The 25321-nt window shown below is 60.9% G+C and carries 30 protein-coding genes and 1 pseudogene; 12 read left to right on the forward strand and 19 right to left on the reverse strand.

The window, feature by feature from the left end; genetic code table 11:
* Positions 1-20: 20 nt before the first annotated feature.
* On the forward strand, positions 21-539 hold the full coding sequence (locus ACIGGE_RS16280; RefSeq protein ID WP_397491128.1) for a hypothetical protein: 519 nt from the start codon (positions 21-23) through the stop codon (positions 537-539).
* 234 nt (positions 540-773) lie between these two features.
* On the opposite strand, the gene ACIGGE_RS16285 is transcribed toward ACIGGE_RS16280, so the two are convergent.
* Positions 774-1136 carry a DUF2958 domain-containing protein gene (locus ACIGGE_RS16285; protein WP_397491129.1) on the reverse strand — a complete coding sequence of 121 codons (363 nt, stop codon included), beginning with the start codon at positions 1134-1136 and terminating at the stop codon, positions 774-776.
* A gap of 235 nt (positions 1137-1371) precedes the next feature.
* Here ACIGGE_RS16285 and ACIGGE_RS16290 point away from each other — a divergent pair, with 235 nt between their 5' ends.
* Positions 1372-1548, forward strand: a complete 177-nt coding sequence (locus tag ACIGGE_RS16290) for a hypothetical protein (protein ID WP_397491130.1) — start codon at positions 1372-1374, stop codon at positions 1546-1548.
* On the opposite strand, the gene ACIGGE_RS16295 is transcribed toward ACIGGE_RS16290, so the two are convergent.
* The 8 genes and pseudogenes from ACIGGE_RS16295 to ACIGGE_RS16330 all read right to left on the reverse strand — a co-directional run.
* Positions 1545-3110: a recombinase family protein gene (locus ACIGGE_RS16295; protein WP_397491131.1), complete on the reverse strand. Its 1566-nt coding sequence runs from the start codon at positions 3108-3110 to the stop codon at positions 1545-1547. The genes ACIGGE_RS16290 and ACIGGE_RS16295 overlap by 4 nt on opposite strands.
* Before the next feature lie 83 nt (positions 3111-3193).
* Entirely contained in the window at positions 3194-3868 is a 675-nt protein-coding gene (locus ACIGGE_RS16300) for a dihydrofolate reductase family protein (RefSeq protein ID WP_397491132.1), read from the reverse strand.
* A gap of 4 nt (positions 3869-3872) precedes the next feature.
* The gene (locus tag ACIGGE_RS16305; RefSeq protein ID WP_397491133.1) at positions 3873-4352 is read right to left on the reverse strand and encodes a VOC family protein; all 480 of its coding nucleotides are present in this window, start codon (positions 4350-4352) and stop codon (positions 3873-3875) included.
* A complete protein-coding gene (locus ACIGGE_RS16310) occupies positions 4345-4974 on the reverse strand; it encodes a glutathione S-transferase family protein (RefSeq protein WP_397491134.1) in 630 nt (209 codons plus the stop codon). The genes ACIGGE_RS16305 and ACIGGE_RS16310 overlap by 8 nt, the downstream gene beginning before the upstream one ends.
* 3 nt (positions 4975-4977) lie before the next feature.
* On the reverse strand, positions 4978-5754 hold the full coding sequence (locus tag ACIGGE_RS16315; RefSeq protein WP_397491135.1) for a VOC family protein: 777 nt from the start codon (positions 5752-5754) through the stop codon (positions 4978-4980).
* The gene (locus tag ACIGGE_RS16320) at positions 5747-6400 is read right to left on the reverse strand and encodes a glutathione S-transferase family protein (protein WP_397491136.1); all 654 of its coding nucleotides are present in this window, start codon (positions 6398-6400) and stop codon (positions 5747-5749) included. Before ACIGGE_RS16320 ends, ACIGGE_RS16315 begins: the two co-directional genes overlap by 8 nt.
* A gap of 3 nt (positions 6401-6403) precedes the next feature.
* Positions 6404-6805 carry a DUF1428 domain-containing protein gene (locus ACIGGE_RS16325; RefSeq protein ID WP_397491201.1) on the reverse strand — a complete coding sequence of 134 codons (402 nt, stop codon included), beginning with the start codon at positions 6803-6805 and terminating at the stop codon, positions 6404-6406.
* Positions 6788-7129 (reverse strand): annotated as a pseudogene (locus ACIGGE_RS16330) (DUF1428 domain-containing protein); the annotation flags it as partial. The gene ACIGGE_RS16325 and the pseudogene ACIGGE_RS16330, both read right to left, overlap by 18 nt.
* A gap of 230 nt (positions 7130-7359) precedes the next feature.
* Between ACIGGE_RS16330 and ACIGGE_RS16335 the strand changes: the two are divergent.
* From ACIGGE_RS16335 to ACIGGE_RS16345, 3 genes are all read left to right on the forward strand, one after another.
* Entirely contained in the window at positions 7360-8052 is a 693-nt protein-coding gene (locus ACIGGE_RS16335) for a winged helix-turn-helix transcriptional regulator (RefSeq protein WP_397491137.1), read from the forward strand.
* Positions 8053-8166: 114 nt separating this feature from the next.
* Positions 8167-8373 carry a helix-turn-helix transcriptional regulator gene (locus tag ACIGGE_RS16340; RefSeq protein WP_103024332.1) on the forward strand — a complete coding sequence of 69 codons (207 nt, stop codon included), beginning with the start codon at positions 8167-8169 and terminating at the stop codon, positions 8371-8373.
* The gene (locus ACIGGE_RS16345) at positions 8370-9029 is read left to right on the forward strand and encodes a hypothetical protein (protein WP_397491138.1); all 660 of its coding nucleotides are present in this window, start codon (positions 8370-8372) and stop codon (positions 9027-9029) included. Before ACIGGE_RS16340 ends, ACIGGE_RS16345 begins: the two co-directional genes overlap by 4 nt.
* A 25-nt stretch (positions 9030-9054) precedes the next feature.
* Here ACIGGE_RS16345 and ACIGGE_RS16350 read toward each other — a convergent pair whose 3' ends face one another.
* The gene (locus tag ACIGGE_RS16350) at positions 9055-9900 is read right to left on the reverse strand and encodes an oxygenase MpaB family protein (protein ID WP_397491139.1); all 846 of its coding nucleotides are present in this window, start codon (positions 9898-9900) and stop codon (positions 9055-9057) included.
* Between the two features lie 107 nt (positions 9901-10007).
* Between ACIGGE_RS16350 and cobS the strand changes: the two genes are divergently transcribed.
* Together cobS and ACIGGE_RS16360 are read left to right on the forward strand one after the other, a co-directional pair.
* Positions 10008-11000: a cobaltochelatase subunit CobS gene (gene cobS / locus ACIGGE_RS16355; RefSeq protein WP_397491140.1), complete on the forward strand. Its 993-nt coding sequence runs from the start codon at positions 10008-10010 to the stop codon at positions 10998-11000.
* A 49-nt stretch (positions 11001-11049) separates the two neighbouring features.
* Positions 11050-13242 carry a transglycosylase domain-containing protein gene (locus ACIGGE_RS16360; RefSeq protein WP_397491141.1) on the forward strand — a complete coding sequence of 731 codons (2193 nt, stop codon included), beginning with the start codon at positions 11050-11052 and terminating at the stop codon, positions 13240-13242.
* Here ACIGGE_RS16360 and ACIGGE_RS16365 read toward each other — a convergent pair.
* From ACIGGE_RS16365 to pyrE, 9 genes are all read right to left on the reverse strand, one after another.
* Positions 13239-13652 carry a PaaI family thioesterase gene (locus tag ACIGGE_RS16365; protein ID WP_397491142.1) on the reverse strand — a complete coding sequence of 138 codons (414 nt, stop codon included), beginning with the start codon at positions 13650-13652 and terminating at the stop codon, positions 13239-13241. The genes ACIGGE_RS16360 and ACIGGE_RS16365 overlap by 4 nt on opposite strands.
* Before the next feature lies 1 nt (position 13653).
* Positions 13654-14100, reverse strand: a complete 447-nt coding sequence (locus tag ACIGGE_RS16370) for a PaaI family thioesterase (protein WP_103024338.1) — start codon at positions 14098-14100, stop codon at positions 13654-13656.
* A 67-nt stretch (positions 14101-14167) separates the two neighbouring features.
* On the reverse strand, positions 14168-14656 hold the full coding sequence (gene ruvX / locus ACIGGE_RS16375; RefSeq protein ID WP_103024339.1) for a Holliday junction resolvase RuvX: 489 nt from the start codon (positions 14654-14656) through the stop codon (positions 14168-14170).
* Positions 14632-15870, reverse strand: coding sequence for a DUF3089 domain-containing protein (locus tag ACIGGE_RS16380; protein ID WP_103024340.1), 1239 nt, complete (start codon positions 15868-15870; stop codon positions 14632-14634). The genes ruvX and ACIGGE_RS16380 overlap by 25 nt, the downstream gene beginning before the upstream one ends.
* Positions 15860-16972, reverse strand: coding sequence for an AI-2E family transporter (locus ACIGGE_RS16385; RefSeq protein WP_222827760.1), 1113 nt, complete (start codon positions 16970-16972; stop codon positions 15860-15862). Before ACIGGE_RS16385 ends, ACIGGE_RS16380 begins: the two co-directional genes overlap by 11 nt.
* A gap of 24 nt (positions 16973-16996) precedes the next feature.
* Positions 16997-17920 carry a signal peptidase I gene (gene lepB, locus ACIGGE_RS16390; protein WP_196845801.1) on the reverse strand — a complete coding sequence of 308 codons (924 nt, stop codon included), beginning with the start codon at positions 17918-17920 and terminating at the stop codon, positions 16997-16999.
* Complete coding sequence (gene acpS, locus ACIGGE_RS16395) at positions 17878-18279, reverse strand: holo-ACP synthase (RefSeq protein ID WP_397491143.1); 402 nt, start codon at positions 18277-18279, stop codon at positions 17878-17880. Before acpS ends, lepB begins: the two co-directional genes overlap by 43 nt.
* Positions 18276-19031: a pyridoxine 5'-phosphate synthase gene (locus ACIGGE_RS16400; protein ID WP_397491202.1), complete on the reverse strand. Its 756-nt coding sequence runs from the start codon at positions 19029-19031 to the stop codon at positions 18276-18278. Before ACIGGE_RS16400 ends, acpS begins: the two co-directional genes overlap by 4 nt.
* Complete coding sequence (gene pyrE / locus ACIGGE_RS16405; RefSeq protein ID WP_301641435.1) at positions 19031-19612, reverse strand: orotate phosphoribosyltransferase; 582 nt, start codon at positions 19610-19612, stop codon at positions 19031-19033. The genes ACIGGE_RS16400 and pyrE overlap by 1 nt, the downstream gene beginning before the upstream one ends.
* Positions 19613-19823: 211 nt before the next feature.
* Between pyrE and coxB the strand changes: the two genes are divergently transcribed.
* The 5 genes from coxB (at position 19824) to ACIGGE_RS16430 (ending at position 25308) form a co-directional block, all read left to right on the forward strand.
* On the forward strand, positions 19824-20885 hold the full coding sequence (coxB, locus tag ACIGGE_RS16410) for a cytochrome c oxidase subunit II (RefSeq protein WP_234036325.1): 1062 nt from the start codon (positions 19824-19826) through the stop codon (positions 20883-20885).
* A 30-nt stretch (positions 20886-20915) separates the two neighbouring features.
* On the forward strand, positions 20916-22628 hold the full coding sequence (gene ctaD / locus ACIGGE_RS16415; protein ID WP_103024346.1) for a cytochrome c oxidase subunit I: 1713 nt from the start codon (positions 20916-20918) through the stop codon (positions 22626-22628).
* 83 nt (positions 22629-22711) lie between these two features.
* Positions 22712-23671, forward strand: coding sequence for an alpha/beta fold hydrolase (locus ACIGGE_RS16420; RefSeq protein ID WP_397491144.1), 960 nt, complete (start codon positions 22712-22714; stop codon positions 23669-23671).
* A 23-nt stretch (positions 23672-23694) separates the two neighbouring features.
* The gene (locus ACIGGE_RS16425) at positions 23695-24612 is read left to right on the forward strand and encodes a heme o synthase (protein ID WP_397491145.1); all 918 of its coding nucleotides are present in this window, start codon (positions 23695-23697) and stop codon (positions 24610-24612) included.
* Positions 24613-24735: 123 nt separating this feature from the next.
* Positions 24736-25308 carry a cytochrome c oxidase assembly protein gene (locus tag ACIGGE_RS16430; protein ID WP_103024348.1) on the forward strand — a complete coding sequence of 191 codons (573 nt, stop codon included), beginning with the start codon at positions 24736-24738 and terminating at the stop codon, positions 25306-25308.
* Positions 25309-25321 lie beyond the last annotated feature (13 nt).

Below are 25321 nucleotides of genomic sequence, written 5' to 3' on the forward strand. Positions count from 1 at the left end.
ACATCTTTGGAGGATTTGAGATGAAGTTAGTTTTTGCTCTTGCCGCTGCGGCGCTTGTCGCTTCCTCGCCCGTATTTGCTGGTAAAACGGCATACACCACAAGCAACGGCGTGATTGTCGACGTTAACGCTGATGATTTCGCGGGTAGGGCAGAATACAGCGCTCCAACAATTCAGTTAGATGGCCCTGTGATGGGGGCCGCGCTCGTGGCTGTTATAAAGAAAGCCAACGTGAAGGGGCCTCTGCATGTACAAGGCTTCGCGATGTACAACGGCGATTGGCGGTATTACACTGATGCCGTGTTCCGTGGTGGGGAGGCGGTCAACTTCAAACGGACCAATTCGAATGTCGGATCGTGCCGACGAGGCTGTACGCTTACAGAAGGCTTCAATTTCGAAATCAGTCCCGAGCAGCTTGTGAAGTACAATGAAAACGGGTTTGTGACCATTCAAGTGCGTTCGTCCAAATCCAGTGATCATTATCTCATCCGAATGCCGGTCGCGTATTTCGATGCGGTTCGCGAAGCATCGCAGGGATAAGCAGCGCAACTATAAAAGGATGCCCCTGCGCCGTAGGCTTGGGGGGCTTTCTGTATCATGGCCACAGATGCCCGAGAGCGACGGATCGGGAGGAAGGGCAGTTGCGGAGCAGTTTGCGATTAAGAGCGATCCTTGCGCCCTTAGCGGGCGGCCTACGGCCCGTTTGACCTGCTAGTCATGGTTGAAGCGAGGACTTAGCCCTCGCTTCGTTCCAAACGCTGGTTGTGTTGGGTATTAAACGACGACGCAGCCAATCCGCCTTGCATCATCAGCGTACTTGCGCAGCGTTTTCTTCGCCACAAAGTGAATGTCCTGCTCAACGCGCAAGCCGCCGGGGCCTTCCACGCTGTAGAGTTCGTGCAAGCAAACGTCGCCTATTTCAGGCGTACCAAAGCCTAGATCGCAAAGGCCGAAAGCGAGGGTAGTGCCGGGTTCAAGCTCTGTGAGAAGCCAAGTGCCAGATGCCCAAGGGATGAACAGCTTGCAGACTGGCTTGTGATCCAATTCCTTGCTGGTGCTCTTGACCTTTGCTTGCTCGCGCCAGTTGTTTTCCAACTTATCCCGCGTGTCGCCTTTTAGTATGTCGTACCAGTTCATGTCTTGCTCCGTTTTGTGGAGCCAGAGCATCAAGCACCGTCTTTTTCGAAAAGCGAACAGAAAACGATAAATAGTTGTGCCGTTTTTTCGTTGAGGCGGCAAACAAGGGAAGAGGCCCACCGGATTTGTGGATAGTCCGGTGGGTTTTTCTATTTGCGACGAGCTGCGTCTCCTTTAGGTCGTTCTAGTTCAACTCTGGCGCCACTCTACTTCTAAGAAAACAGGAGTAGACGAAATGGTAAATTGGGAATTTGTAGCAGAGCAGTTTCAAGAACATGCGGACAATGACCCCGTGCATTGGAACAGCGACGAGGGCTGCATCTACTTTGGTGAGGTTCCAGTATTTTACCAGCGCCAGGACGATTGCTTCATCCTCGAAGCACATGGCGAGGTGGTTGAACTGCCCCGCTAAAAGGCTCCACCATTTATGTATTCGCCTTCAGCATTGTACTGCCAGAAACCGTAGTCAGTTACGATGCTGAACGTCTTGTCGGCAGACAATAATACCCTAGCGTCTAGGTGCTTGAGCGCCACATTAACCTGCCTCCTCGCGTGAGTGCGTGTCGCAGCATCGTCATGCTCTAAATCACCCTTTAAGCTGTCGAGGATCGCGAGTTGATCGGAACGCGAGGGCCGGGCAGCTTCAATCGCGCGTTTGTTTGCTACTTGAGCCAATTCCCTCTCGACCGCTTCTTGCTGGACTTCGTAATCCGCGAGCCTCTTTGTGAGTGCTTTTGAACCGCCTTCTGCTAGAGCGTCTATCAAGTTGCTTATTTTTTGCGTCAGAACTTCGTTCCGACGGGTCAAATCTGCTACTTGTTCATCCAACATATTCAAGCGAGGGTTGTTGTCATTGACTGTGGCCGACAGCATCTTCTCTAGAATAGCGGTTTCAACTACTCTGTAATCGAAGGCCGCTGAGTTATCACAAGTCGCCCTCCGGCGATTGTTGTCACATTGAAGGAATTGGTATTCCTTCCGTTTGTACCGGCTTTCTGTACCATCCTTCTTCTTGTAGACGGTGTGGCCTCGCCCCTTGTGGACATAGCCAGCAGTGTGTCGGCATTCCCCGCAGAATGTGATGCCTGACAGTATGTTTCTGCGTTCCAATGTGTCGCGTCCGCCCGAACGCTTTTTGCCCTCTAAAACTGCTTGTGCTCTGTTGAACTTATCAAGCGAAATTACACGGGGGTAAAAGTCCTGTGATACCGTCTCGTTGGTTTGGTAGTTAACATACTCCCCCGTCACTGCTCGGTTCGTTAGTAGCCTGTGTAGGTATGGTTGATACCAGCCCCGCTGAGACGCAGTCCAACCCGTTTCACCCCGACTGTTGAACCGTTTCGCAATGGCGTCAAAACCATAGCCTGCGATGTACAGGTCGAAGAGTTCGTTAATGAGCGCATCTCTGCCCTCAATTACCTCGTACCCTTCTTTACCACGCTTCAGCCAAGAGGGCGGCTTTCCGATTGGGACATTCTTCTCACCACTGGCGATGCGTTTGTGGCGATTCTTCCAAGTAGCGTTTGCGCGCTCTCGCTTCTTGTCACTCTCGGCCTCGTCCATTTTGCCTCGGACGATCAGCATCAACTCATTTAATAGCCCGTCGCTGTCTTCACCGCTTATGAGGCCATCGTTCCACGTTGCCACGGCAACGTCAGCTTCGTTCAGACCCCAAACAAGTTGAGCAATCGCTTTGCTGCCTTGTCGCGAAAGGCGATCAGTTTCCTCAACGCAAAGTACCTTGCCCTTATGTAGGCCCTGTTTGGCTTCCAATTCGAATTTGTGAAGCGCAGACCCCTCGGCACGATTTCGCCCGTGGTATGCAGATCGTCCTTCATCAATCAGGATGTCGCCAAGCGTCCATCCCTTGCTTTGGATGAACGCTTTGCCCTTTTCGATTTGGCGCTCAATTGAAAGACCTTCACCCTGCTGCGCGGACGAGTATCTGGCATAAATGATTGCGATCTTTGACATAATGCCCTCGCTTTAATGCTAAGGCTTTTGGCATACAACCGTACAGGTGTAGGAGGAAAAGCGGTGGCCGTAGAGCGCCGGCATCACCAGGTTCCCGCCTCGATCCGCGCCCGCCGCGCCATCTCGCGCTCGCTGGTGGCAGGTTCGGGGGCGTGGTCGGGCATGGGCGGGATGGTGCCGTCCGGCTCGTAAGTGGTGATGACGGTCCCCTTGCCCGTGACGCGGTGGTCGACAAGCTTGAGCTTGCCGGCGGACATCGCGCCATCGAGCAGGCGCTTGCCCCTGCCCAGCACGATGGGGAAGGTCATCAGCACCAGACGGTCGAGCAGGGCCGCATGCAGCAATTGGGGATAGAGCGTGCTCGAACCCTGGATCAGCAGGTCGGGGCCGTCGCTCTGTTTGAGGGCGGGGACCTCGTCGATGGCCGACAGGCGGTGCGAGTTTTCCCATTCGAGCGGCGCGTCGCTGCTGGTGAGAACGTATTTGCCCGCCTGCGTCAGCGATTCGCCCATGAAGGCATTCTCGCCTTCGACATAGGGCCAGTAGGCCGCGAAGATATCGTAGGTGCGGCGCCCCAGCAGCAGATCGTAAGGCGCACCGAACAGCGCGCCGAGCGTTTCGTCGATGCCGTCGTCGTCCATGCGGAAGACCCAGCCGCTTTCGTCGAAGCCGCCGGTGGGATCTTCGGTCGGGCCGCCGGGGGCCTGCATCACCCCGTCGAGCGAGACGAAGGCGGCGCCGGTCAGTTTGCGTGTCATCGGATCAGTCCCCCTTGCGTGCCGCATCGATGGCGGCGACGTCGATCTTGTGCATGGTCATCATGGCTTCGAAGGCGCGGCGTGCTTCCTCGCTGCCGGCGGCCTGCGATTCCAGCAGCGTGCGCGGGGTGATCTGCCAGCTGAACCCCCATCTGTCCTTGCACCAGCCGCAGGCGCTTTCCTGCCCGCCATTGCCGGTGATCGCGTCCCAGTAGCGGTCGGTTTCGGCCTGGTCCTCGGTCACCACCATGAAGCTGACGCTCTCGTTGGGCTTGAACATGTCCCCGCCGTTGAGGCCGGAAAACGCGCGGCCGCAGACGGTGAATTCCACCGTCAGCGCATCGCCCTGTTTCCCGCCGGGGAAATCGGACGGCGCGCGAAAGATCGTGCCCACGGCGCTGTCGGGGAAGGTATCGGCGTAGAAGCGCGCCGCTTCCTCGGCATCGCCGTCGAACCAGAGCACGGTGGTGAGCTTGTCAGCCATTCTGCCGCTCCTCGATCAGTCTGGCGTCGATGGCCTTGGCTTCCTTGTAGGCCGGGCGTTCGCGCAGGCGGGCGGCGTAATCCTCGAACGCGGGGCGGCTGGGCATCGACCCGAAGGTCAGCCCCCAGTCGACCTGGCTGCCGACATAGACATCGGCCATGGTGAAGCGGTCGCCGCAGACATAATCGCGGCCCGTCATCAGCGTTTCGAACGTGTCCATCGCCTTGTCGAAGGTGCCGTAGCCGAGCATCATCTGCTTTTGCGGATCCTCGGCAGACCAGCCCATGGCGCGCGTGGTGATGGCCTGTTCGGCCGGGCCGGCGACGAAGAACAAATAGCGGAAATAATCCGCCGTCTCTTCCGCCTTCGGGGTCAGTTCGGGGGCCTGCATTGCGCCCAGGTAATGACAGATCGCCGCGCATTCGGTGATGACGTGATCGTGCCCGTTGTGATGGTGGATGAGGGTGGGGATCTTGCCCATCGGGTTGGCATCCAGCAGGGCCTGCGGCCTGTCGTCCCATTCGACGAGCTGGGTATCGTAATCCGCGCCCGCCTCGTGCAGCGCCCAGCGCGCGATCTGGCCGCGGCTCATCGGATTGGTGAAAAGGGTGTAGTCTGCCATGGCTTAAGCTCCTTTGCCGATGAGGCTGAACATCGCGCCTTGCGGGTCGATGGCGTTGAACACGTGCTCGCCGCCCGGGATTTCCATCGGGCCGTTGATCACCTGGCCGCCGTTGGACCGCACATAGTCTGCCGCAGGCTCGATTTCGGGAACGCGGAAGTAATAGCTCCACAGGCTGGCGGGCATGTCGTCCGGTTTCTGCATGATCGCACCCAGCATGTAATCGCCGGCGCGGTACATGTCGTAGGATCCCATCTCGCCCATATCCATGCTGTCGGCCTTCTCCCAGCCGAACAGGCCAGTGTAGAATTCGTGCGCGCCCTGCCGGTCGCCGCTCATCAGTTCGTTCCACGCGCAATGGCCCTGGCGCGGTTCGTATTTGGCGAAGGACTGGCTCGCTTCGCCTTCGGGTTGCATGAGATAGAAGGGCGCACCTTGCGGATCGGCGACCATGGCCATGCGGCCGACGCCTTCGAGGTGGTTGGGCCCCATGAACAGCTGGCCGCCCTGTTCCTTGAGCCTGGTCAGCGAGGCGTCGATATCGGCGACCGCGATGTAGCCGATCCACGCCGGCCGTGCACCGCCGCCGATCATGTTCTGCGTCAGTTCGAGCAGGCCGACCACTTCCACGCCGTTGGCGCTGCCAAGCCGGTAGTCCATGTCGGACATGCCGCTGCCGGCAAATTTCCACCCCAGCAGCGGTTCGTAGAATGCCTGCGCGGCATCGGCATCGCCGGTCATCAGTTCGTACCAGACGAAATCGCCATGATTGTCAGCCATCTGACTTCTCCTCTCGGTTTGCATCGGCGACCGCGAAATGGGCCAGCTGGTCGGCATGCGCCTTGCGGAAGGCGGGACGGTCGGTGACGCGGCGGACATAGGCTTCGCTTGCCGGCCGATCGCCGTGCTTGCGCACCAGATCGACGCGCAGCACGTCGGCCATGATGAGGTCGGCGGCGGTGAAGGTATCGCCCACCAGCCATTCGCGTTCGGCCAGCACGGCTTCGATCTGAGCGAGCCGCTTGTCGAGCCAGCCGGTTATGCCGGCGAATTCCTCGTCCGACCATGTAAGGACCACCCAGGGCATGGTCACCATCTCGATCGAATTGAGCGCGGCCATGATCCACTGCAGAACCTTGATCTCGCCCTTGGGATCGGCCGGGATCAGTATGCCGCCCTTGCGCGCGAGGTGGATGACGCAGGCCCCGCTTTCGAACAGGCGCAGATCGCCGTCCTCCAGCATCGGCACCTGGCCGAAGGGCTGCCGGTCGAGGTGGTTTGTTTCGCGATCGTCGAACGGGACGGTGGCGATGCGATAGGGAAGGCTCGCCTCCTCGCACGCCCAGCGCAGCCGCAGGTCGCGCACGAAGCCGCGCGGCGTTTCGGGCACCCAGTCGAGCGTCCAGATGGTGACGGGATCGGCCATGCGTCAGCGTGCCTGCAGGTCGACTACGGGCCGGAAACCGCCCCAGAACATGCGTTTTCCGTCGAACGGCATGTCGCCGCCGGGGCCATCCTCCTCCATCATCTTGGCCCAGCCGGCATCCCGGGTGGCCTTGTCTGGCCATTCCACGAAGGAGAAGACGACGTTCTCGCCATCTTCCGCCTTAACGGCGCGGCGGAAATCGGTGACCTTGCCGTCGGGCAGATCGTCGCCCCACGCTTCGACCACGCGGGTGGCGCCATAGCCGCGGAAGACGGGCGCCATCTTTGCGGCGAGCGCGCAGTAATCCTCCTTGCGCGCTTCGGGCACGGGGACGAGATAGCCATCGGCATAGTCGCCGCCGCCATCGCCTTCGTCGACCAGCGTGTCGAAGCCGCCGTAGATCATCCGCTTGCCATCGAAGGGCATGGGGTTGTTTTCGGGATCCATGCGCGGATCCGCCATCCATTCTTCCGAACGCGCCATCACATCGTCACGGTGGGCCTTGTCGGGCCATTCGACCCACGCGAAAACTATTGTCTCGTCGTCCTTTGCCTGAACGGCGCCCTGAAAATCGGTGACCTTGCCCTTGGGCACATCGTCGCCCCAGGCTTCCACGATGCGAAGGGCCCCTTCATCCTGAAACACGGCGTCGCCCAGCGTGGCATGGGCGATGAACTTGTCCTTGTGGGCGGTGGGCACTGCAAGCACGAAACCGTCGAAATAACTCATCATCTCTCTCCTCGGGGATGGGGCGCGGGGCCGTTTATTATCGTTGGCTGTGGTTTGGCGGGCGGCTCCTCATGCGCGACTTTTCCAAGAGTGCGGGGGCGCCTGGAACAGGGTCGCGCGACGCGCCCCTCTGGCAGGTCTGCGAATTTCCTCCGGGTCATCGATGCCTCTCCCTCTCTGGCCGACTCGCGACTTGCGATTTGTGAACCTGCGGGTTACTAAAAGCAACTATGAAGTTACAAAAAGAAACTAAACCACGTCGGGCGGATGCCGATGTGCATGGAAGGTGGTATAATGACGCCTGCGGCACGGCGTTCGGAATGGAACTGGTCGGCGAACGGTGGTCGTTGCTGATCGTAAGGGAATTGATGTTCGGCGCACTGCGGTTTTCTGCGCTTCGCGCCAATCTGCCCGGTATTTCGGCCAAAGTGCTTACCGAGCGGCTGGAAAAGCTCGAGGGTGCGGGTGTTCTGGTACATCGCACTCTGCCAGCGCCGTCGAGCGCGCGAGTCTATGAGCTGACCCGGTGGGGCTACGCGGCCGAACCGCTAATCCAGGAACTGGGACGCTGGGCCGCGCAATCTTCGCAGCACGACTCGACATTGCCGCTCTCGCCCACCAGCTTCCTGCTGTCGCTGCGCACGATGTTCGATAAGGACAGGGCCGCTGGACTGGCGATGCGGGTGGGTTTCAAGTTCCCGGATGTGAGCTTGGTTGCCGATCTGAAAGACGGTGCCATGGCGGTTTCCCGGACCGATGCGGACGGGTGCGAAGTGGTCTTCCATGCGCCCGACGGGCCGGCGCTGGCCGGGGCATTCTATGTCGGCATGCCGTTGGCCGATGTGGGCATCCGTCTCGATGGCGATCCCGAATTGGCGGAGCGGTTCATGGACATATTCGAACTGCCCGAGAAGATCGGCTGATCTTCTTTGCCTGAGGCGGAAGGAGTTTGCGGAGCCGAGTGCATCTGTAAAGAGGTCTTGACTGACAAGAATTCTTTACAGTAAAGAGCTCTTGTCAGGCAGAAGGATGAGTCGTTGAAAAACCGCTTGAAGGAATTTCGCGAAACACATGGCTGGAGCCAGGGTGAACTCGCGCGCCGGCTGGGTGTGTCCCGGCAGACGATCAATGCGGTCGAAACCGACAAATACGATCCGTCCCTGCCTCTGGCGCTGCGCATGTCGAAGCTGTTCGGCGTGCCGGTGCCCGAACTTTTCATCGACGACTGGGAGCCACAGCCATGAACATTGCATCGACAGACCTTTCCCAACCCCCGCACAAGGGGCGCAAACTTGCGCTGATGATCGGCGGCGGCGCGCTGACCGGCTTTTTCGGGGCGCTTGGACTGATGACGCTCATTGATAGCGGTGCGCTAGGCTCGCTCGGTCCTTCGCGCGAGATCGCATTGCTGGTGGCGATGCTGTATGCCTTCATGGGCGTGCTCGTTGGCTTCGGTGCATTGTCGCCGCGCCTTGGAGCGCGATTCCTCAACGTTCAGGATGCCGAGGAATTGCGTGAAATGAAGCAAAGCCTTTTGGCTAGCGGAATTGGAAGTGTAGCCTTTGGCGGGGTGCTCGCAGTTCTTGCCCTGACCGGTCCCGGTGCTCTGCTTGCGCCCATGGCAGGCGCTGTCGCGGCAGGTGTCCTCCTGGTGATCGCGACGCTTGCATCCGTGCGATCGATGAAACATTCCGACGAATTGATGCGCACGGTTTCGCGTCAGGCAGGATCTACCGCCTTTTACCTCGTCTTGCTTTTCATAGGCGGCTGGGCGGCGCTTTCGATCTTCGGTTTTATGCCACAGCCCCAGATGATCGACATTCTGACGCTGATCTGGGCCATACTGATCATCGCCACTTTCGGCGTATGCGCAAAACGCGGGATGCTCGGCATGAGGTGAGCGCCTCAATAGAAGGCCAGCCTTCTCAATTCTGACGGAAAGCCCAGCGCAGGGTTTTGCCCATTCCCCAGGTCGCGGCGCGGGCAGGGATGGCGGCAAGGCCGGGACGTTCCAGCGCAAGCATGGATCGCGCAAACGGGGGCAAGAGGGCAACCGCTTCTGCGCCCAGCAGGGCCTGAACAGCAGGGGGCGATCCTGCGGGCTTCTGCGTCAGGACCAGTTGCGCAATTTCGCGTGCAGCGGGCGAAGCGGTGAGATCGGCGCGCAGGTCGCGAAAGATCGCTTCGGCTTCACGCCGGTCGATCGGCACCGGATCGGCGCCCAGAGCGCGGGCGATCACAGCGAACTGACGATAATATTCATCCTGCTCGCTGCCGGGCATGTCGGGGCGGACGTGGCGCAGATAGGCCGCCAGAAAGCTGGTCGCTTCCGCAACATGGACCCAGGCGAGCGTGCGCGGATCGGTAGCGGAGTATGCCGTGCCGTCGGGCAGGGTGCCGCCGACCTTGGCGTGAATGCGGTTGACGCGGTCGACCGCAGCCATCGCATCGTCCCCATGGCCGAAGGTCGTCACGGCGATGAAACGCGCGGTCCGGCGCAACCGACCATGCATGTCCGTGCGGAAGTTCGAATGATCGAGCACACCCTGTAGCGCATGCGGGTGGAGCATCTGCAGCAGAAGTCCGCGCACCCCGCCGACCATCATGGCGACGATATCGGCATGGACCATCCGGATCGGCGAATCCTTTGTAAACAGCGCCTCATCGGATGTCGGCACCGGCTGCTGGCCGCTTTCGACATCGTTGAAGACGCCGCGTACACGCTCGACCAGCTTGAGGCGCAGACGTTCGGAAAGCGGGGGCGGTGGCATCGCGGGCGATTATGCGGCGGGGCGGACGGCGAGTCGAGAGCGGCTTGGGGCCCACAGCGATTTCGTTGCTTGCAGCCACCTATCCATCCGTCTAACCCGCCAATAAGATGAATGACATGACCGACAAGACCTTCGACGCATCCGCCAAAACCGTGCTTGCCGCGCCCGACATTACCGTGGACGTTCGCGAGACCTTCGGGATCGATATCGACTGGCAGGTTCCGGCGTTTTCCAAGCCCGACGAACGCACGCCCGATCTGGACGAAAACTATGTTTTCGACCCGGACACGACCCTGGCGATCCTGGCCGGATTTGCACATGATCGGCGCGTGATGGTTCAGGGCTATCACGGTACGGGCAAGTCGACGCATATCGAACAGGTTGCCGCGCGTCTCAACTGGCCGTGCATCCGCATCAACCTCGATGCGCATATCAGCCGTATCGACCTGGTCGGTCGCGATGCGATCGTGCTGCGCGACGGGCTGCAGGTTACCGAATTCCGCGAAGGTCTGCTTCCTTGGGCGCTGCAGCACCCGGTCGCGCTGGTATTCGACGAATATGATGCTGGCCGCCCGGACGTAATGTTCGTGATCCAACGCGTGCTGGAACAGCAGGGCAAACTTACCCTGCTCGACCAGAACCGCGTGATCCGCCCCGATGCGAATTTCCGCCTGTTCGCCACCGCCAATACGGTTGGCCTCGGCGACACGTCGGGCCTGTATCACGGCACGCAGCAGATCAACCAGGGGCAGATGGACCGCTGGAACATCGTGGTTGCGCTGAATTATCTGCCGGCTGAAACCGAACAGAAGATCGTCGAGGCGAAGAACCCCGAAACCGATCCCGAGCTGGTTGCCGACATGATCAAGGTTGCCGATTTGTCGCGGCAGGGCTTCATCAATGGCGACATTTCGACCGTCATGAGCCCGCGTACCGTCATAACCTGGGCGGAGAATGCGGCGATCTTCAGGAATGTCGGCCTCGCCTTTCGCCTCAGCTTCCTCAACAAATGCGATGAGGAAGAACGGATGCTGGTGGCCGAATATTATCAGCGCGTTTTCGGCGAGGACCTGCCCGAAAGCGTAGTCGGCAAGAGTTAAGCTTGCGCCCCCTATCATTGGCTGTGTTGTTGGGTTAACACAGTAGGCGATGGGCGTTCTCGATTCCCTTTTGCGCAGATCCGCTCCGGAAGCGGACCACCCGCCGCATCGCGGATATTACGCGACGCATGACGCTCTCGATTACGGCGACTGGGACGATCGGCTGGATCGGGTCGACTATGCCCTCGATGCCGACGAGAAGCGGCGCCGGCGCTGGTGGCAGCGCGATTACTGGCTTGGCCGCCGCAAGCGCTGGTGGGCGAGCCACATCCTTGCCGCCATCATCGCCCTGTTCATACTGCTGGTCGCATGGCTGGCGATTACCGCGCCGCTGTCCAAATCGCTCGAGCCGATTGCCGCGCCGCAGATCACTCTGCTGGCAGCAGACGGGACGCCGATTGCCCGGAACGGTGCAATCACGGATGAGCCGGTCGAAGTGTCGCAGCTTCCACCGCATGTGGTCGAGGCCTTCCTGGCGACAGAGGACCGGCGGTTCTATTCGCACTGGGGCGTGGACCCGCGCGGGATCGCGCGCGCCGCGTTCACCGGGACGGGCGGGGGCAGCACGATCACTCAGCAGCTCGCCAAATTCACCTTTCTTTCGCCGGAGCGCACGCTGACGCGCAAGGCGCGCGAGGCGCTGATTGCATTCTGGCTGGAAAGCTGGCTGACGAAGGACGAAATCCTCAGCCGCTATCTGTCCAACGCCTATTTCGGGGACAATGTGTATGGCCTGCGCGCGGCGAGCCTGCATTATTTCTACCGCCGGCCGGAGAACCTGAAGCCCAATCAGGCCGCGATGCTGGCCGGCCTGCTGCAGGCGCCGAGCGCCTATGCCCCGACGAAGCATTATGCGCGGGCGGAAAAGCGCATGCGGGTCGTGGTCCAGTCCATGGTCGATGCAGGATACATTACCGAAGCCGAGGCGCGGCAGATGAGGCCGCCGACGCTGGACGTGCGCGCGCGCAACGAATTGCCCACGGGCACATATTTCGCCGACTGGGCGCTGCCCGAAGCGCGCGAGCTGACCGAGCAGGGCTATTCCCGCCAGACACTGACCACCACGCTGGACAGCCGGTTGCAGAACATCGCCCGGCGAGTGACCCAGAATGCTCCATTGGGCGGGGCACAGGTGGCGCTCGTCGCGATGCGTCGCAATGGCGAGGTCGTAGCAATGATCGGAGGCAAGGATTACGCGAAATCGCCCTTCAATCGCGCCACCCAGGCCAAGCGCCAGCCAGGATCGACTTTCAAGCTGTTCGTATATCTTGCCGCGCTGCGGGCAGGGTGGAGCCCGCAGGACAGGATCGCGAATACGGAGATCACCGAAGGCAGTTATCGCCCCAAGAATTCCCGCGGGCGCTATTCGGAAAGCCTGACGCTGGAAGAAGCGTTTGCGCAGTCGAGCAATGTCGCAGCGGTGCGTCTGCTGGGCGATGTCGGTAGCGCCAAGGTGATCGCGACCGCCCGCGATCTGGGCGTTACGGCACCACTGCCGGAAGGCGATCCGAGCCTGGCGCTGGGAACATCGACCATGTCGCTGCTCGAACTGACGTCCGCCTATGCGGCGATCGCGGCCAATGAATATCCGGTAGAACCGCATGCGTTCGCGCGCCCGGAACGGGGTTTCTTTGCCAATCTGTGGGATGGACCTTCGAGCTTTTCATCTTCCACCCAGTCGGAAATGGAACAGATGCTGCGGGCAGCCATCAATAACGGAACGGGGCGGGCAGCCATGCTGTCGGGCCCCAATTTCGGCAAGACCGGCACGACGCAGGACAATCGCGATGCACTGTTCGTCGGCTATGCCGGTGACCTGGTTGTGGGCGTGTGGATCGGGAACGACGACAATTCCCCGCTGCAGGGCGGGATCAGCGGCGGGGGCCTGCCTGCACGGATCTGGCGTGATTTCATGAACAGCGCGATGAACGTCAGGGGTGTGCCAAGCCAGCCGAAGCCGCGCGAACAGGCGGACCCGGGCACACCGATCGAGCCGCTGGACGTGCCCGATCTCGGCGATATTCCCCTCGGGGACGGAAATTCGCGCCTGCGCATCCGCGAGGGTGAGGCGGTACTGTCGACCGAGATCGATGGCATCCCCGTCGATATCAGCGTGGGCGATCAGGGCGTAGCGGTCGACGAGGCGGCGATCGAGGAAGCGCGCAGACGTGTAGACGAAAGACGATTCGAAGCCCGAAACCGGCGCGAGGAAAGCGCAGGGTCGGGCGGAGCGGCTAATTAGCCGGAAGGTTCGGCCATCAGGACGTTCATCACCGCGGTCGCGATGGGCCGGGCTGGATCGTCCTGCCAGGCTTCGACGGTGATGTTCGCGCTACGGCGGCCAAGCTTGGTAATCCGTCCGCGTGCATAGCTGGTGCGACTTTTGCCGGCGGCGAGATACTGTACCGTGATATTGATCGGCTTGAGAACGGCCTCGCGCTCCAGCCGGGCGAGTTCGGCACGCAGCGCTGCATAGCCTGCCGTTTCGAGCAAGCCGCCGGTAGCACCGCCGTGGTAGTGATCCGGCCGGCCCTCTACCACCTCGTCGAAGGAAACGGCCATGATCGGCGTGCCGTCTTCCCAGCGGTCCAGCGCAATGCCGAGCGAGCGGGCGTAAGGCGTCAGCGCTTCGATATCGGGAATGTCCGCCATGTCAGAGCCTCGCCGTGGGTGCGATCTTCATGAAGACCGCCTGGATATGGGCTACAGGATCATCTGCATCGCCGTCATGGGCGAGGCCGCGCACGAAAGCGGCGCTGCGCGTCAGGCGATAGCATTGCGAGCGGCCGAAAACGCTGGCCCCTTCGCGCGCGGGGCGGACGTAATCGACGCGCAGGTCGAGCGTCGCGATGGCAGTGAATTCGTCCATGGCGCGCCAGATGGCCATGCCGCTGGCCATATCCATCAGGCTGAGAATGGGACCCGATGCCAGGACGCGTTGCCCGTCTTCGCCGAGCAGGTCTTCGCGCCAGGGCAGTTCGAGTTCGACCCAGTCGTCGCCGTGGTCCGAATATCTGAGGCCGAGCCAGCCTGAATGACCGCGTCCGGTGAAGAACGCGGTGGCTTTGGCCGGATCGAATTTACGGTCCTGTTCGCTCATGATGGAAGGGCGATAGCGAGGCTGCAGGCAAGTTGACAGGGTGTTTGTGAAGCCGCCATGGCCGCTATCAAAAGCCGCCGCCCGCCAGCGTGTCGATGGCGCCCTGAAGGATCACTGCCGCGGCATGGCTGTCGATCCTTGCGGCACGTTTGCTGCGGCTCATGTCCTGGCCGATCATGGCCGCTTCCGCGCTGGAAGTCGACCAGCGTTCGTCCCACAGGAGAACCGGCAATTCCAGGGCGGCGGAGAGGTTCCTCGCATAGGCGCGGCTGGCCTGCGCGCGCGGACCTTCGGTTCCGTCCATGTTGCGGGGCAGGCCGATGACGAGGCCACGAATAGAGCGTTCCGTAGCAAGCGCGCGCAAGATGCCGCAATCCTTGGTGAACTTGCCGCGCGCGATCGTTTTGCCCGCGGTCGCATATCGCCACCCCGCATCGCAGGTCGCAACGCCGATTGTCTTCGTGCCGAGGTCGAGACCGAGCAGCGCGCCACCTTCCGGTAGCACGTCGCCATAGGTCAGGGCGTTGTCCGTTACGAGGCCTGCGCCGCCGTCCATGCCTTCACCCGTGTAACGACGTCTTCCTGCAGGTTCTTCCAGAACAGGGGGATGTCGTAGACATGATAGTTACCGCCCGGAAGGACGCCTTGGCCGAGCTCCGGCGGATCGCCGATATAAAGCAGGCCGTTCTCGCCACAGCGTGCGGAAACGACGCCTGCGACCAGTTCACCCTTTGACAGGTTTTGATCGGGGATCAGCGTGCCGAGATTGGCGCTGGCGGGAGCCGAGCCCCCCGTGGCCCCGGTCAGCGGGTTGACGCACAGGATCGGCCCGGTGCCGCGCGGCTGGCCGTCGTAGCCCACGGTTGCTTCGTAGCGGCGCATGATCAGATCGGCATCGCCATCGTCGGAAAATGCCGACCAGGCGAGCAGGCACTGCGCTTGGCCAGCTGATGCACAGGCCGGGAATGGCAGCGCGGGAAGATCGTGTTCGACCGACACCGGCCACCCCGGGGCATAGACGGCAGCGATGCGCGCTTCGAGCGGCGTACCGGCAACCTTTTCCTGTAGTAGCCGCAGAACATGGGAAGCGCCCTGGCTGTGACCGGCTAGTACGATCGGTTTGTTTTCGTCCACGCTATCGATGAAATAATCGAAGGCCTGGGCGACATCGGCATAGGCCGCATCGATGGCCTGCTGCGCTTCGGGCTTGTCGGTCAGGAAAGCCCCTGCGGCCGCCTGCCGGTATTTGGGCGCCCAGAGTTCATCCGCGCGATTGAACGGGCTGGCCAGCCCTTGAAGGAAGATGCGCGCACGATTGTTGGTGGTCGCATCGTCGATCTTGGAATTCCAGTCGCCACCGGCCTGAATGTAACTGGTGGGAGGCACGAAGAAGACCGCAAATTCGGGCAGCGTCTGTGGATCGGCCGCCTCGCCGGTGACGGTGCCGGTAGTCTGCAGAGGGTTGCCTGCATCAAGGCTCTGCTCGGCAGCCGGGGCTTGTGGCGAAGGATCCTGATCAGCCGGATCGGGAGCGGTTTCCGCGATGGCAGGCTGGTAGCGCGAAGGATCGTTCGTGCCGAGGCCAGGCCGCGAATACCACATGTTCGGGTCCTGATAGGCGTTTTCGGCGAACGGTTCCTGCTCGACGAATTCGCCGCGGGGCACGAAGGCGATTTCAGTCGCCTCGCGTGACCAGATCGACAATGCGATTGCTCCCAAGATGACCAGAACGATGCAAACGGCAATAAAATACAGAAACTTACGCGCCATTCGTGGCAACCTCTTCACGTTTGTTTTCATGCGCCTGTTCCGCCCGGCGTTCCAGCGCAACCTTGATCATCGCCAGTAGGGGGTCGGCGAGGAAAAGGCCGAGAATGCCGAACAGAATGCCCATGATCAGCTGGAATGCGAGCACGAGCGCGGGGGCCAGATCGACGGTCTTCTTCGCAATCATCGGGATGATTACATAGCCATCGAAGTTCTGGACGAAGAAATAGACGGTGATGGTGTAAATACCCATTTCGACCCCACCGGAAAAGCCCACCAGAACCATCAGCAGACCTGAGATGATCGCGCCCAGATTGGGAATGAAAGCGAGCAGGCCGGTTAGGATGGCGAGCAGTGCTGCCATCGGCACTGCGCCAATGCCAACCATCGGCGCGACCACACCGAGCATGATGTAGGTAAAAACGGCCTCGACCAGCATGCCGAGGAGGCGACCGGCCATCAGCCGGCGCATCGTCTTGCCCATGCGGGCAAGGGTGACATGGAAACGATCCCGTTTTTCGCTTGGCAGCATCCAGGCGACGCCGCGTTCGTAGAGTTGCGGGTCGATCGCAACGTAGACGCCGATTACGAGGATGAGGACTATCGTTGCCAGCCCGCCGACCAGCCCGCTCAGCGCGCGAGTAACGGTGCTGATCCCGCTGCCGATATTACCGAGATAGTCCTGCAATTGCGGCTGGTTGATTTCAAACCCTTGCGAACGCGCCCAGGAGATCAGTTCGCCCACCTGACGCTCGATAATCTCGGGAAACTGGGCCGCTTCCTGCGAAATCGTCGATCCGGCGAAATATCCGAGCCACGCCAGAAAGGCGACGGTTGCGGCCAGTACGATCGCGACGCGCCACGCACGGGCGATGGGAAGGGCGCGGCCAAGCAGACGAGCGCCGCCATCGATCATGGACGCAAAAACCATGGCGCCGAAGATCACCAGCAGCGGGCGAGCAATCCAGACCGCCAGCGCCACGGCGCCGACGACACCCACCCAGACGACGGCGCGCGCTATTTCCTGACGAATGTGCGGGTCGTTGATGCGGGAGGGGCTGGTGCCGAGGTCCGCTTCGTGGATATCCTGCGTCTTATCGGCCATGCGCGCCCCCTGTATTGTGTGGCTTTAGCGCTCGGGAGCGGGTTTTCGTTCCGCAATGGCGGGACGCAGGGTCGACCAGGCCCGCCCTTCGCGCAGGCTGGTCCACCAGCTGATCGGATTGATCGTGGTCGTACCGTCGAGCGAGAAGGTGATGAACTCGGCACGTCCGCCGATATTTTCGAGCGGAATGGGGCCCAAAAGGCCGCGCGGGTGGTTCAGTTCGCGGCTGTCTGCCGAGTGATCCCGATTGTCGCCCATCACGAAGACATGATCTTCGGGAACGGTGATTTCGGGGAAGTTGTCCAGATCCTGATTCTGGTGGTCGATGATGAGGTAAGTCGCGCCATTGGGCAGCGTTTCGCGCATCACGGGTACGCGGCAAATAGGTTTGCCATCGGCGTTGGTAGAGCGGAAGTCGTCGAAACCGAAGCCGTCGCAGCGCGAGTTGGCATCCAGCGGCAGGGCGATGGCGGGTTCCACCTTCTGTTCGACCGGGGTGCCGTTGAGGATGATCTGGCCGTTGCGTACCGCGATCCGGTCACCCGGGAGTGCGACAACGCGCTTGATGTAATCCTCATCGCGTTGCGGGTGCACGGGAATGACGATGTCGCCATATTCCGGAGTAGAGCCAAACAGGCGCCACTTGCCACGCGGGGCAAGGTGAAAGCTGATCGACGACCAGTTCCAGCCGTAGGGATATTTGCTTACCACCAGCCGGTCTCCGACCAGCAGGTTCGGCATCATCGATTCCGACGGGATATAGAATGGCTTCGCGATAAAGCTGTGAAACGCGAAAACAGCCAACAGCATTAACGCCAGACCGCGGATTTCCGCGATCCAGTCGACCTTGTCGTCAGCTTTCTTTTTCTTTTTGCTGGTGTCGTTCACTGCCGGTGTGCCGGTGGTCACTTGGGTAGGGCCTCGATGATGACGTAGGCCTGAGCCCATGGGTGATCGTCGGTGAGGGTGAGGTGTATGCGCGCCTCATGGCCCTCTGGCACCATTTCCGCAAGCACGATTGCGGCGCCGCCCGTCAGTGAAAGCGTAGGCGCACCCGATTTCGCGTTCACCACACCGATGTCCTTCATGAAGACCCCGCGCCGGAAACCCGTGCCGACAGCTTTCGAAAAAGCTTCCTTGGCCGCAAAACGCTTGGCGTAAGTGCCGGCGATGGTGAAGGGGCGGCGGCGTGCCTTGGCGCGCTCGATCTCGGTAAAGACGCGATTCTCGAACCGCTCGCCAAAACGATCCAGCGAATTCTGGATCCGCTGTATATTACACAGGTCGGAGCCCAGGCCGATGATCATGAGCGTGCCTCGTCCATCAGATCGCGCATGCGCCGAACTGCCGTTTCCAGCCCGACGAACACGGCCTCGCCGACGAGATAGTGGCCGATATTGAGTTCGGCGAGTTCGGGGATCGCGGCGACAGGTTTTACGTTCTCATATGTCAGGCCGTGCCCGGCATGCGGCTCGATCCCCATCTGGCGAGCCATCTTCGACATGGTGGCGATGCGTTCGAGTTCGCGCGCTTCGCGCTCTTCATCACTGTCGAGCCCGGCATGGGCATATTCGCCGGTATGAAATTCGACCACCGGCACACGCAGGAGTTGGGCCGCTTCCAACTGTCGTTCGCTCGCTTCTATGAACAGGGACACGCGGATGCCGTTGTCGGCCAGCTTCCACACGATGGGCGCGAGCTGATTGTGCAACCCCGCCGCATCGAGCCCGCCTTCGGTCGTCCGTTCTTCGCGCTTTTCAGGCACGATGCAGGCGGCATGCGGTTTGTGGGCGAGCGCGATGGCCAGCATTTCCTCGGTCGCCGCCATCTCGAGGTTCAACGGAAGGTCGGTGGCCTTTTGTATGCGCTCGAGGTCCGCATCGCGAATGTGGCGACGATCTTCACGCAGATGCGCCGTGATGCCGTCCCCGCCGACCTGCGCCACTATTTCTGCCGCACGGACAGGGTCCGGATGATCGCCGCCGCGCGCATTCCGGATGGTTGCGACGTGGTCGATATTGACGCCCAGTCTCAGGCGTTGGGGATGCGGCAGATCGATCAAGCTGCCCTGCTTCCCGGCTTGGTCACCGGGATGGCTGCCAGATCGGCGGGAACTTCGTCTTCCGCGTATGTGGGAAAGTTGATGTCCACGAGCGGATAGAAAGGCACGCCGAGATCGGCCGCGCCGTTCGAGCGATCGACCAGCGCGACTTCGGCAACGACTTCGCCGCCTTCGCGACTCACGGCCGCGATCGCCTCGCGGCTGGAAAGTCCGGTCGTGACGACGTCTTCGACCATCAAGACCTTCGCCCCCGGTTCGAGGCGGAAGCCACGGCGAAGGTGAAACGTGCCTTCGGGCCGTTCGAGGAACATGGCATCCTTGCCGAGGGCGCGGCCCATTTCCTGGCCGATAATGATGCCGCCCATGGCCGGGCTGATGACCACATCGATCTGGTTGCGCAGTTCGCGCGGGATTTTCTGGGCGAGGGCAAAGGCGAGCCTGCCCGCCCTTTCCGAATTCATAAGTACGCGCGCGCATTGGAGATAATGCCCGCTGTGGCGCCCGCTCGAAAGCTTGAAATGGCCTTCGAGGAGAGCTTCGCTGGCGCGGAATTCGGAGATAATTTCGTCTTCAGTCATGATGCCTGCGTCCAAAGCGCGTCGCGCACATTTTCGCAAGAGGCAAAGGTGCGTGCACATTTTTATCGGCCAGCCGCTTGAGGCAAGCGCGATCCCTGCCTATAGGGCGGGCGCAACCGGGCCCTCGCAGGGGCGCGTCTTGCCGCGTACGCTAGATTCGCGCAGTGTGGCAGGCCCGGAACGAGACACGACACGAAAGAGTGCCAAGACGATGAAAATTCTCGGCTCCCTCCACGGGTTCCACCGGATTGTCGCCAGCCTTACGATGGCGGCGATGCTGGCTTTCGGCGCGCAGGGCGCGATGGCACAGGATGCCACCGAAACGACTGCGGCGCAGCAGACTGAAGAAGTCGCTGCGGCCGATGTTGCGCAAGCTTCGAGCGAGGATGTCGGCCCCGGTGCCGATGCCTATACGCCGATGAAGCCGACCGAAGGCAAGGGCATGCCGATCGCCAAGGCAATCGATGTCCAGCAGCAGTTTTCGCCGATCGGCCACCAGGCGAACGCTCTTCACATCGGGCTGGTCTGGATCATGGTCATCATCAGCCTGTTCGTGCTGGCCCTGTTCGTCTGGGTCATCCTCAAATATAACAAGCGCTCCAATCCGGTGCCTTCGAAGACCAGCCACAACACGCTGATCGAAGTGATCTGGACTGTCGTTCCGGCGTTGATCCTGCTCGGCATCGCCGTGCCTTCGATCGGCCTGTTGAGCGCGCAGTACAAATCGCCGCCCAAGGATGCGATCACCATCAAGGCCATCGGTTACCAGTGGTACTGGGGCTATTCCTATCCCGACAATGGCGAGTTCGAAGTCGTTTCGAACATGCTGAGCAAGGAAGAAGCCGACGCGGTGGGCGAGCCCCATCAGCTGGCCGTCGACAATCGCATGGTCGTTCCCGCCGGTGTGCCGATCCGTCTGCAGACGACTGCAGCCGACGTGATTCACTCGTTCGCGGTGCCGAGCCTGTGGTTCAAGCTCGACGCGGTCCCCGGCCGCCTGAACGAAAAGATGCTCTTCATCGACGAACCCGGCGTCTATTATGGCCAGTGTTCGGAACTGTGCGGTGCGCGTCACGGCTATATGCCGATCGCGATCGAAGCGCTGCCGATGGATCAGTACAATGCCTGGGTCCTGGCCCAGGGTGGCACCATCGCCGGTGCCGAAGAGGAAGAAGCGGCAGCAGAACCTGCCGCCGCTCCGCTGCAGCAGCCCGAAAGCGCCGAACCCGGCGCTCCGGGGGCAGGCGCTGCTCCTGTCGCACCGACCGCTTAAGATTTACGATTAGCTCGAGAGTATAGCACGATGGCTACTACCGCCGACCACTTCGAGGCCCACCACGAAGATCACGCGCATCACGATGCGGACCACAAGCCCGGTTTCTTCGCGCGCTGGTTCATGTCCACCAACCACAAGGACATCGGTACGCTCTACCTGATCTTCGCGATCATCGCGGGTATCGTGGGTGGTGCGATCTCGGGCATCATGCGGATGGAGCTGGCTGAGCCGGGTATCCAGTATCTGCAGTTCTGGGCTCAGTTCATGGGCGGCAGTGCCGATTTCGACACCGCACTGCACATGTGGAACGTGTTCATCACCGCTCACGGCCTGATCATGGTGTTCTTCATGGTCATGCCGGCGATGATCGGCGGCTTCGGCAACTGGTTCGTCCCGCTGATGATCGGCGCGCCGGACATGGCCTTCCCGCGCATGAACAATATTTCGTTCTGGCTGACCGTTGCGGGCTTCTGCTCGCTGATGTTCTCGCTCTTCGTGCCGGGCGGCACGGGTCCGGGTGCAGGTACGGGCTGGACGGTCTATGCGCCGCTTTCGACCACGGGTTCGCAAGGCCCGGCCGTCGATTTCGCCATTTTCGCGCTGCACCTTGCCGGTGCAGGTTCGATCCTGGGCGCCACCAACTTCATCACCACCATCTTCAACATGCGTGCGCCGGGCATGACCCTGCACAAGATGCCGCTGTTCGTGTGGTCGGTTCTGGTTACCGCCTTCCTGCTGCTCCTGGCCCTGCCGGTTCTTGCTGCAGCGATCACCATGCTGATCACCGATCGTAACTTCGGTACGACGTTCTTCGATCCGGCCGGTGGTGGCGACCCGATCCTCTACCAGCACCTGTTCTGGTTCTTCGGTCACCCCGAAGTGTACATCATGATCCTGCCGGGCTTCGGCATGATCTCGCAGATCGTCTCGACCTTCAGCCGCAAGCCGGTGTTCGGTTACCTCGGCATGGCCTACGCCATGGTCGCGATCGGCGTCGTCGGCTTCGTCGTGTGGGCGCACCACATGTACACCGTCGGTCTCGATGTGAACACGAAGATGTACTTCACCGCAGCAACCATGGTCATCGCGGTTCCGACGGGCGTGAAGATATTCAGCTGGATCGCAACCATGTGGGGCGGCTCGATCGAGTTCAAATCCCCCATGGTCTGGGCGATCGGCATGATCTTCCTGTTCACCGTCGGCGGTGTGACGGGCGTCTATCTCGCCAATGGCGGCATCGACGACGTCGTTCACGACACCTACTTCGTGGTCGCGCACTTCCACTACGTGCTGTCGATGGGTGCCGTGTTCTCGCTCTTCGCGGGCTTCTACTACTGGTTCCCGAAGATGAGCGGCAAGATGCACTCTGAACTGCTGGCGCACCTGCACTTCTGGGGCTTCTTCATCGGCGTGAACGTGATCTTCTTCCCGCAGCACTTCCTGGGTCTGCAGGGCATGCCGCGTCGCTATCCCGACTATGCAGATGCCTATGCCTACTGGAACGAGATCAGCTCCATCGGCTACGAAATCATGGCCGGTTCGATGATCTTCTTCTTCGCCAACCTGGTCTACGCTTTCGTGGCCGGGAAGAAGGCTCCTGCAAACTACTGGGGCGAAGGCGCGACGACGCTCGAGTGGACGCTGTCCAGTCCTCCGCCGTACCACCAGTTCAGCGAGCTGCCGGTGATCGAGGATCACCACACATCCGACGACCACATCAGCAAGGCCCATCCGGCCTGATCCACGCTCGAAAGACTGGACATGAAAGCGCGGCCGGTTCCATGGTGGACCGGCCGTTTTCATATCTCGACGGGAGAAACCGAATGCGTGAAATGCGGACGATCGATACGGGTGACGCAAGCCTGCGCTGTGCAATCGACGGCGAAGGACCGCTGGTCATCATGGTCCACGGCTTTCCGGAAAGCTGGTACAGCTGGCGACACCAAATCGGCCCGATTGCAGCGGCGGGGTTCACCGCCTGTGCGATCGATGTGCGCGGTTATGGCGGTTCGGACAAACCGCATCCGATCGAAGCCTATACCTTGCAGCGGATCGTCGGGGATCTCGTTGGACTGCGCAACGCTCTTTCGCCCGATGAGCCGGCGATACTGATCGGGCACGACTGGGGCGCGCCCATCGTGTGGAATTCCGCGCTGACGCATCCGGAACATTTTCGCGCCGTCGCGGGACTTTCCGTTCCCTTCGCAGGCGTTCCCAACCGCCCGTTCACGGAGGTGTTTCGCGAACATTTCACGTCCAAAGGGCGGTTCTTCTATCAGGAATACTTCCAGGAGCCGGGCGTCGCCGAAGCGGAAGCCGAGCGGGATCCGCGCGAATGGGTGGCCCGCATGATGTATTCGATCAGCGGCGATGTGCCGCCCGGAGATTATTTCGACAAGCCGCTGGGTGCCACCTTCCTCGAAGGGTTGCCCGATCCAGCGCCGGTGGGTTGGCTGACCGAGGACGATCTCGATTTTTATGAAGCGGAGTTCAAATCCTCCGGCTTTCGAGGGCCGCTCAACCGCTACCGCAACCATGAAGCCGACTATGAATGGCTACAGGGTTGGGCGGGCAAATTGATCGAACAGCCCGCTTTGTTCATCGGCGGCACACGCGATCCGGCCACTTTCCTGTTCGGTGCGGTCGAGGATCCGATCGGATTGGTGAAGATGTTCGTGCCGAATGTCGAAGGTCACATACTCGACGGAGTGGGGCACTGGACCCAGCAGGAAAGGCCGGACGAGGTGAACCGCATCCTGATTGACTGGCTAAAGCGCCTCTGACGCCCTATAGGCCGCTCGATTCCATGACCCAGACCGTTCCCACCCAGCTCCCCACGGAATGGCGCGACTTTTTCGCGCTGACCAAGCCACGCGTCATGAGCCTGGTGATCTTTACCGGCTTATGTGGTTTGCTTGCCGCGCCCGGGCATATCAATCCGGTACTCGGCTTTACTGCGATCCTGTGCATCGCGCTCGGCGCGGGCGGCGCTGCAGCGCTCAACCAGTGGTGGGAAGCCGATATCGATGCCGGCATGAAACGCACGGCGGCGCGGCCGCTTCCTGCAGGCCGCATGACCCGCACCGATGCGCGCGATTTCGGCGTATTGATATCGGCTGCTTCGGTCATGATCATGGGTCTGGCGGTGAACTGGCTTTCAGCGACGATCCTGGCGCTGTCGATCTTCTATTACGCGGTGATCTATACCGTCTGGCTCAAGCCGCGCACACCGCAGAACATTGTCATCGGCGGCGGGGCGGGGGCCTTTCCGCCGATGATAGGCTGGGTTGCCGTGACCGGCGATATCACGCTCATGCCAGTGCTGCTGTTCCTGATAATCTTCATGTGGACGCCGCCGCATTTCTGGGCGCTCGCCCTGTTCGTGAAGACCGATTACGCCAATGTCGGCATTCCCATGATGCCCGTGGTGCGCGGCGAAACGTCGACGCGGCACCAGATCCTTGCTTACGCCGTACTGCTTGTGCCGGTCGCGGCGGCGCCGTGGTTCATCGGCGGGACCGGTTATGTCTATGGTGTTGCATCGCTTGCGCTCTCGCTTGCCTTTCTTGCCCTTTCGTTTCCCGTCGCTTTCCGCCACACTGGCGAGAACGACACGATGAAGCCCGAAAAGCGCCTGTTCGCATTCAGCATCATCTATCTTTTCGCGTTGTTTGCCGCACTGGTGGCTGACAGGGTATTGGCCAATCTGGGATGGATCGCATGACCCCCGAAGAAGAAACCGAATACAAACGCCGCCAGAAGAGCCGTAATCTCGTGCTGGGCGGTATTCTGCTGTTTCTGGCCGTTCTATTCTACGTGATAACCATCGCACGGATGTGAGGGACGCATGACGGCTGCAACTCTCGATTCACGCAAGAACCGCACGGCGATCTTCGCATTCCTGGGCGCTCTGGGCATGCTCGGCCTGGGATTCGCAGCGGTCCCACTCTACCAGATGTTCTGCCAGGTGACCGGTTTCGGCGGTACCACGCAGCGGGCCAGCGAAAGCGACGCCGCCCTGGCCGAACGACTGGGCGCCAGTGCGGGGGCCAAGACCATTTCGATCCGTTTCGACGGCACGACGGCCAATGACGTGCCGTGGAGCTTCCGGCCGGAACAGGTCACGGACACGGTAACGATCGGTCAGCGCGATATGGCGATCTATCTTGCCAAGAACAATTCCGACGAAACGATCACCGGTACTGCGACCTTCAACGTCGAGCCTGAACAGGCTGGCGCCTATTTCAACAAGATCCAGTGTTTCTGTTTCACCGAACAGGTGCTGAAACCGGGTCAGGAAGTGCGCATGCCTGTGCTCTATTATGTCGATCCCAAGGCGCTCGACGATCCGAATATGGATGATGTCGAGCAGATCACATTATCGTATACTTTTCACCGGGCTCTGGAATCTGCCGAGTAGCCCCTAGACCAGC

It is taken from the genome of Qipengyuania sp. NPDC077410 (assembly GCF_044543405.1).
Classification (GTDB): domain Bacteria; phylum Pseudomonadota; class Alphaproteobacteria; order Sphingomonadales; family Sphingomonadaceae; genus Qipengyuania; species Qipengyuania pacifica.

What these genes read in the sequence shown, in the direction of transcription:
- ACIGGE_RS16280 (WP_397491128.1), top strand. Translation starts at nt 21, where the DNA reads ATGAAGTTAGTTTTTGCTCTTGCCGCTGCGGCGCTTGTCGCTTCCTCG.
- ACIGGE_RS16285 (WP_397491129.1), bottom strand. Translation starts at nt 1,136, where the DNA reads ATGAACTGGTACGACATACTAAAAGGCGACACGCGGGATAAGTTGGAA.
- ACIGGE_RS16290 (WP_397491130.1), top strand. Translation starts at nt 1,372, where the DNA reads ATGGTAAATTGGGAATTTGTAGCAGAGCAGTTTCAAGAACATGCGGAC.
- ACIGGE_RS16295 (WP_397491131.1), bottom strand. Translation starts at nt 3,110, where the DNA reads ATGTCAAAGATCGCAATCATTTATGCCAGATACTCGTCCGCGCAGCAG.
- ACIGGE_RS16300 (WP_397491132.1), bottom strand. Translation starts at nt 3,868, where the DNA reads ATGACACGCAAACTGACCGGCGCCGCCTTCGTCTCGCTCGACGGGGTG.
- ACIGGE_RS16305 (WP_397491133.1), bottom strand. Translation starts at nt 4,352, where the DNA reads ATGGCTGACAAGCTCACCACCGTGCTCTGGTTCGACGGCGATGCCGAG.
- ACIGGE_RS16310 (WP_397491134.1), bottom strand. Translation starts at nt 4,974, where the DNA reads ATGGCAGACTACACCCTTTTCACCAATCCGATGAGCCGCGGCCAGATC.
- ACIGGE_RS16315 (WP_397491135.1), bottom strand. Translation starts at nt 5,754, where the DNA reads ATGGCTGACAATCATGGCGATTTCGTCTGGTACGAACTGATGACCGGC.
- ACIGGE_RS16320 (WP_397491136.1), bottom strand. Translation starts at nt 6,400, where the DNA reads ATGGCCGATCCCGTCACCATCTGGACGCTCGACTGGGTGCCCGAAACG.
- ACIGGE_RS16325 (WP_397491201.1), bottom strand. Translation starts at nt 6,805, where the DNA reads ATGATCTACGGCGGCTTCGACACGCTGGTCGACGAAGGCGATGGCGGC.
- ACIGGE_RS16335 (WP_397491137.1), top strand. Translation starts at nt 7,360, where the DNA reads ATGAAGTTACAAAAAGAAACTAAACCACGTCGGGCGGATGCCGATGTG.
- ACIGGE_RS16345 (WP_397491138.1), top strand. Translation starts at nt 8,370, where the DNA reads ATGAACATTGCATCGACAGACCTTTCCCAACCCCCGCACAAGGGGCGC.
- ACIGGE_RS16350 (WP_397491139.1), bottom strand. Translation starts at nt 9,900, where the DNA reads ATGCCACCGCCCCCGCTTTCCGAACGTCTGCGCCTCAAGCTGGTCGAG.
- cobS (WP_397491140.1), top strand. Translation starts at nt 10,008, where the DNA reads ATGAATGACATGACCGACAAGACCTTCGACGCATCCGCCAAAACCGTG.
- ACIGGE_RS16360 (WP_397491141.1), top strand. Translation starts at nt 11,050, where the DNA reads ATGGGCGTTCTCGATTCCCTTTTGCGCAGATCCGCTCCGGAAGCGGAC.
- ACIGGE_RS16365 (WP_397491142.1), bottom strand. Translation starts at nt 13,652, where the DNA reads ATGGCGGACATTCCCGATATCGAAGCGCTGACGCCTTACGCCCGCTCG.
- ACIGGE_RS16370 (WP_103024338.1), bottom strand. Translation starts at nt 14,100, where the DNA reads ATGAGCGAACAGGACCGTAAATTCGATCCGGCCAAAGCCACCGCGTTC.
- ruvX (WP_103024339.1), bottom strand. Translation starts at nt 14,656, where the DNA reads ATGGACGGCGGCGCAGGCCTCGTAACGGACAACGCCCTGACCTATGGC.
- ACIGGE_RS16380 (WP_103024340.1), bottom strand. Translation starts at nt 15,870, where the DNA reads ATGGCGCGTAAGTTTCTGTATTTTATTGCCGTTTGCATCGTTCTGGTC.
- ACIGGE_RS16385 (WP_222827760.1), bottom strand. Translation starts at nt 16,972, where the DNA reads ATGGCCGATAAGACGCAGGATATCCACGAAGCGGACCTCGGCACCAGC.
- lepB (WP_196845801.1), bottom strand. Translation starts at nt 17,920, where the DNA reads ATGGGCTCAGGCCTACGTCATCATCGAGGCCCTACCCAAGTGACCACC.
- acpS (WP_397491143.1), bottom strand. Translation starts at nt 18,279, where the DNA reads ATGATCATCGGCCTGGGCTCCGACCTGTGTAATATACAGCGGATCCAG.
- pyrE (WP_301641435.1), bottom strand. Translation starts at nt 19,612, where the DNA reads ATGACTGAAGACGAAATTATCTCCGAATTCCGCGCCAGCGAAGCTCTC.
- coxB (WP_234036325.1), top strand. Translation starts at nt 19,824, where the DNA reads ATGAAAATTCTCGGCTCCCTCCACGGGTTCCACCGGATTGTCGCCAGC.
- ctaD (WP_103024346.1), top strand. Translation starts at nt 20,916, where the DNA reads ATGGCTACTACCGCCGACCACTTCGAGGCCCACCACGAAGATCACGCG.
- ACIGGE_RS16420 (WP_397491144.1), top strand. Translation starts at nt 22,712, where the DNA reads ATGCGTGAAATGCGGACGATCGATACGGGTGACGCAAGCCTGCGCTGT.
- ACIGGE_RS16425 (WP_397491145.1), top strand. Translation starts at nt 23,695, where the DNA reads ATGACCCAGACCGTTCCCACCCAGCTCCCCACGGAATGGCGCGACTTT.
- ACIGGE_RS16430 (WP_103024348.1), top strand. Translation starts at nt 24,736, where the DNA reads ATGACGGCTGCAACTCTCGATTCACGCAAGAACCGCACGGCGATCTTC.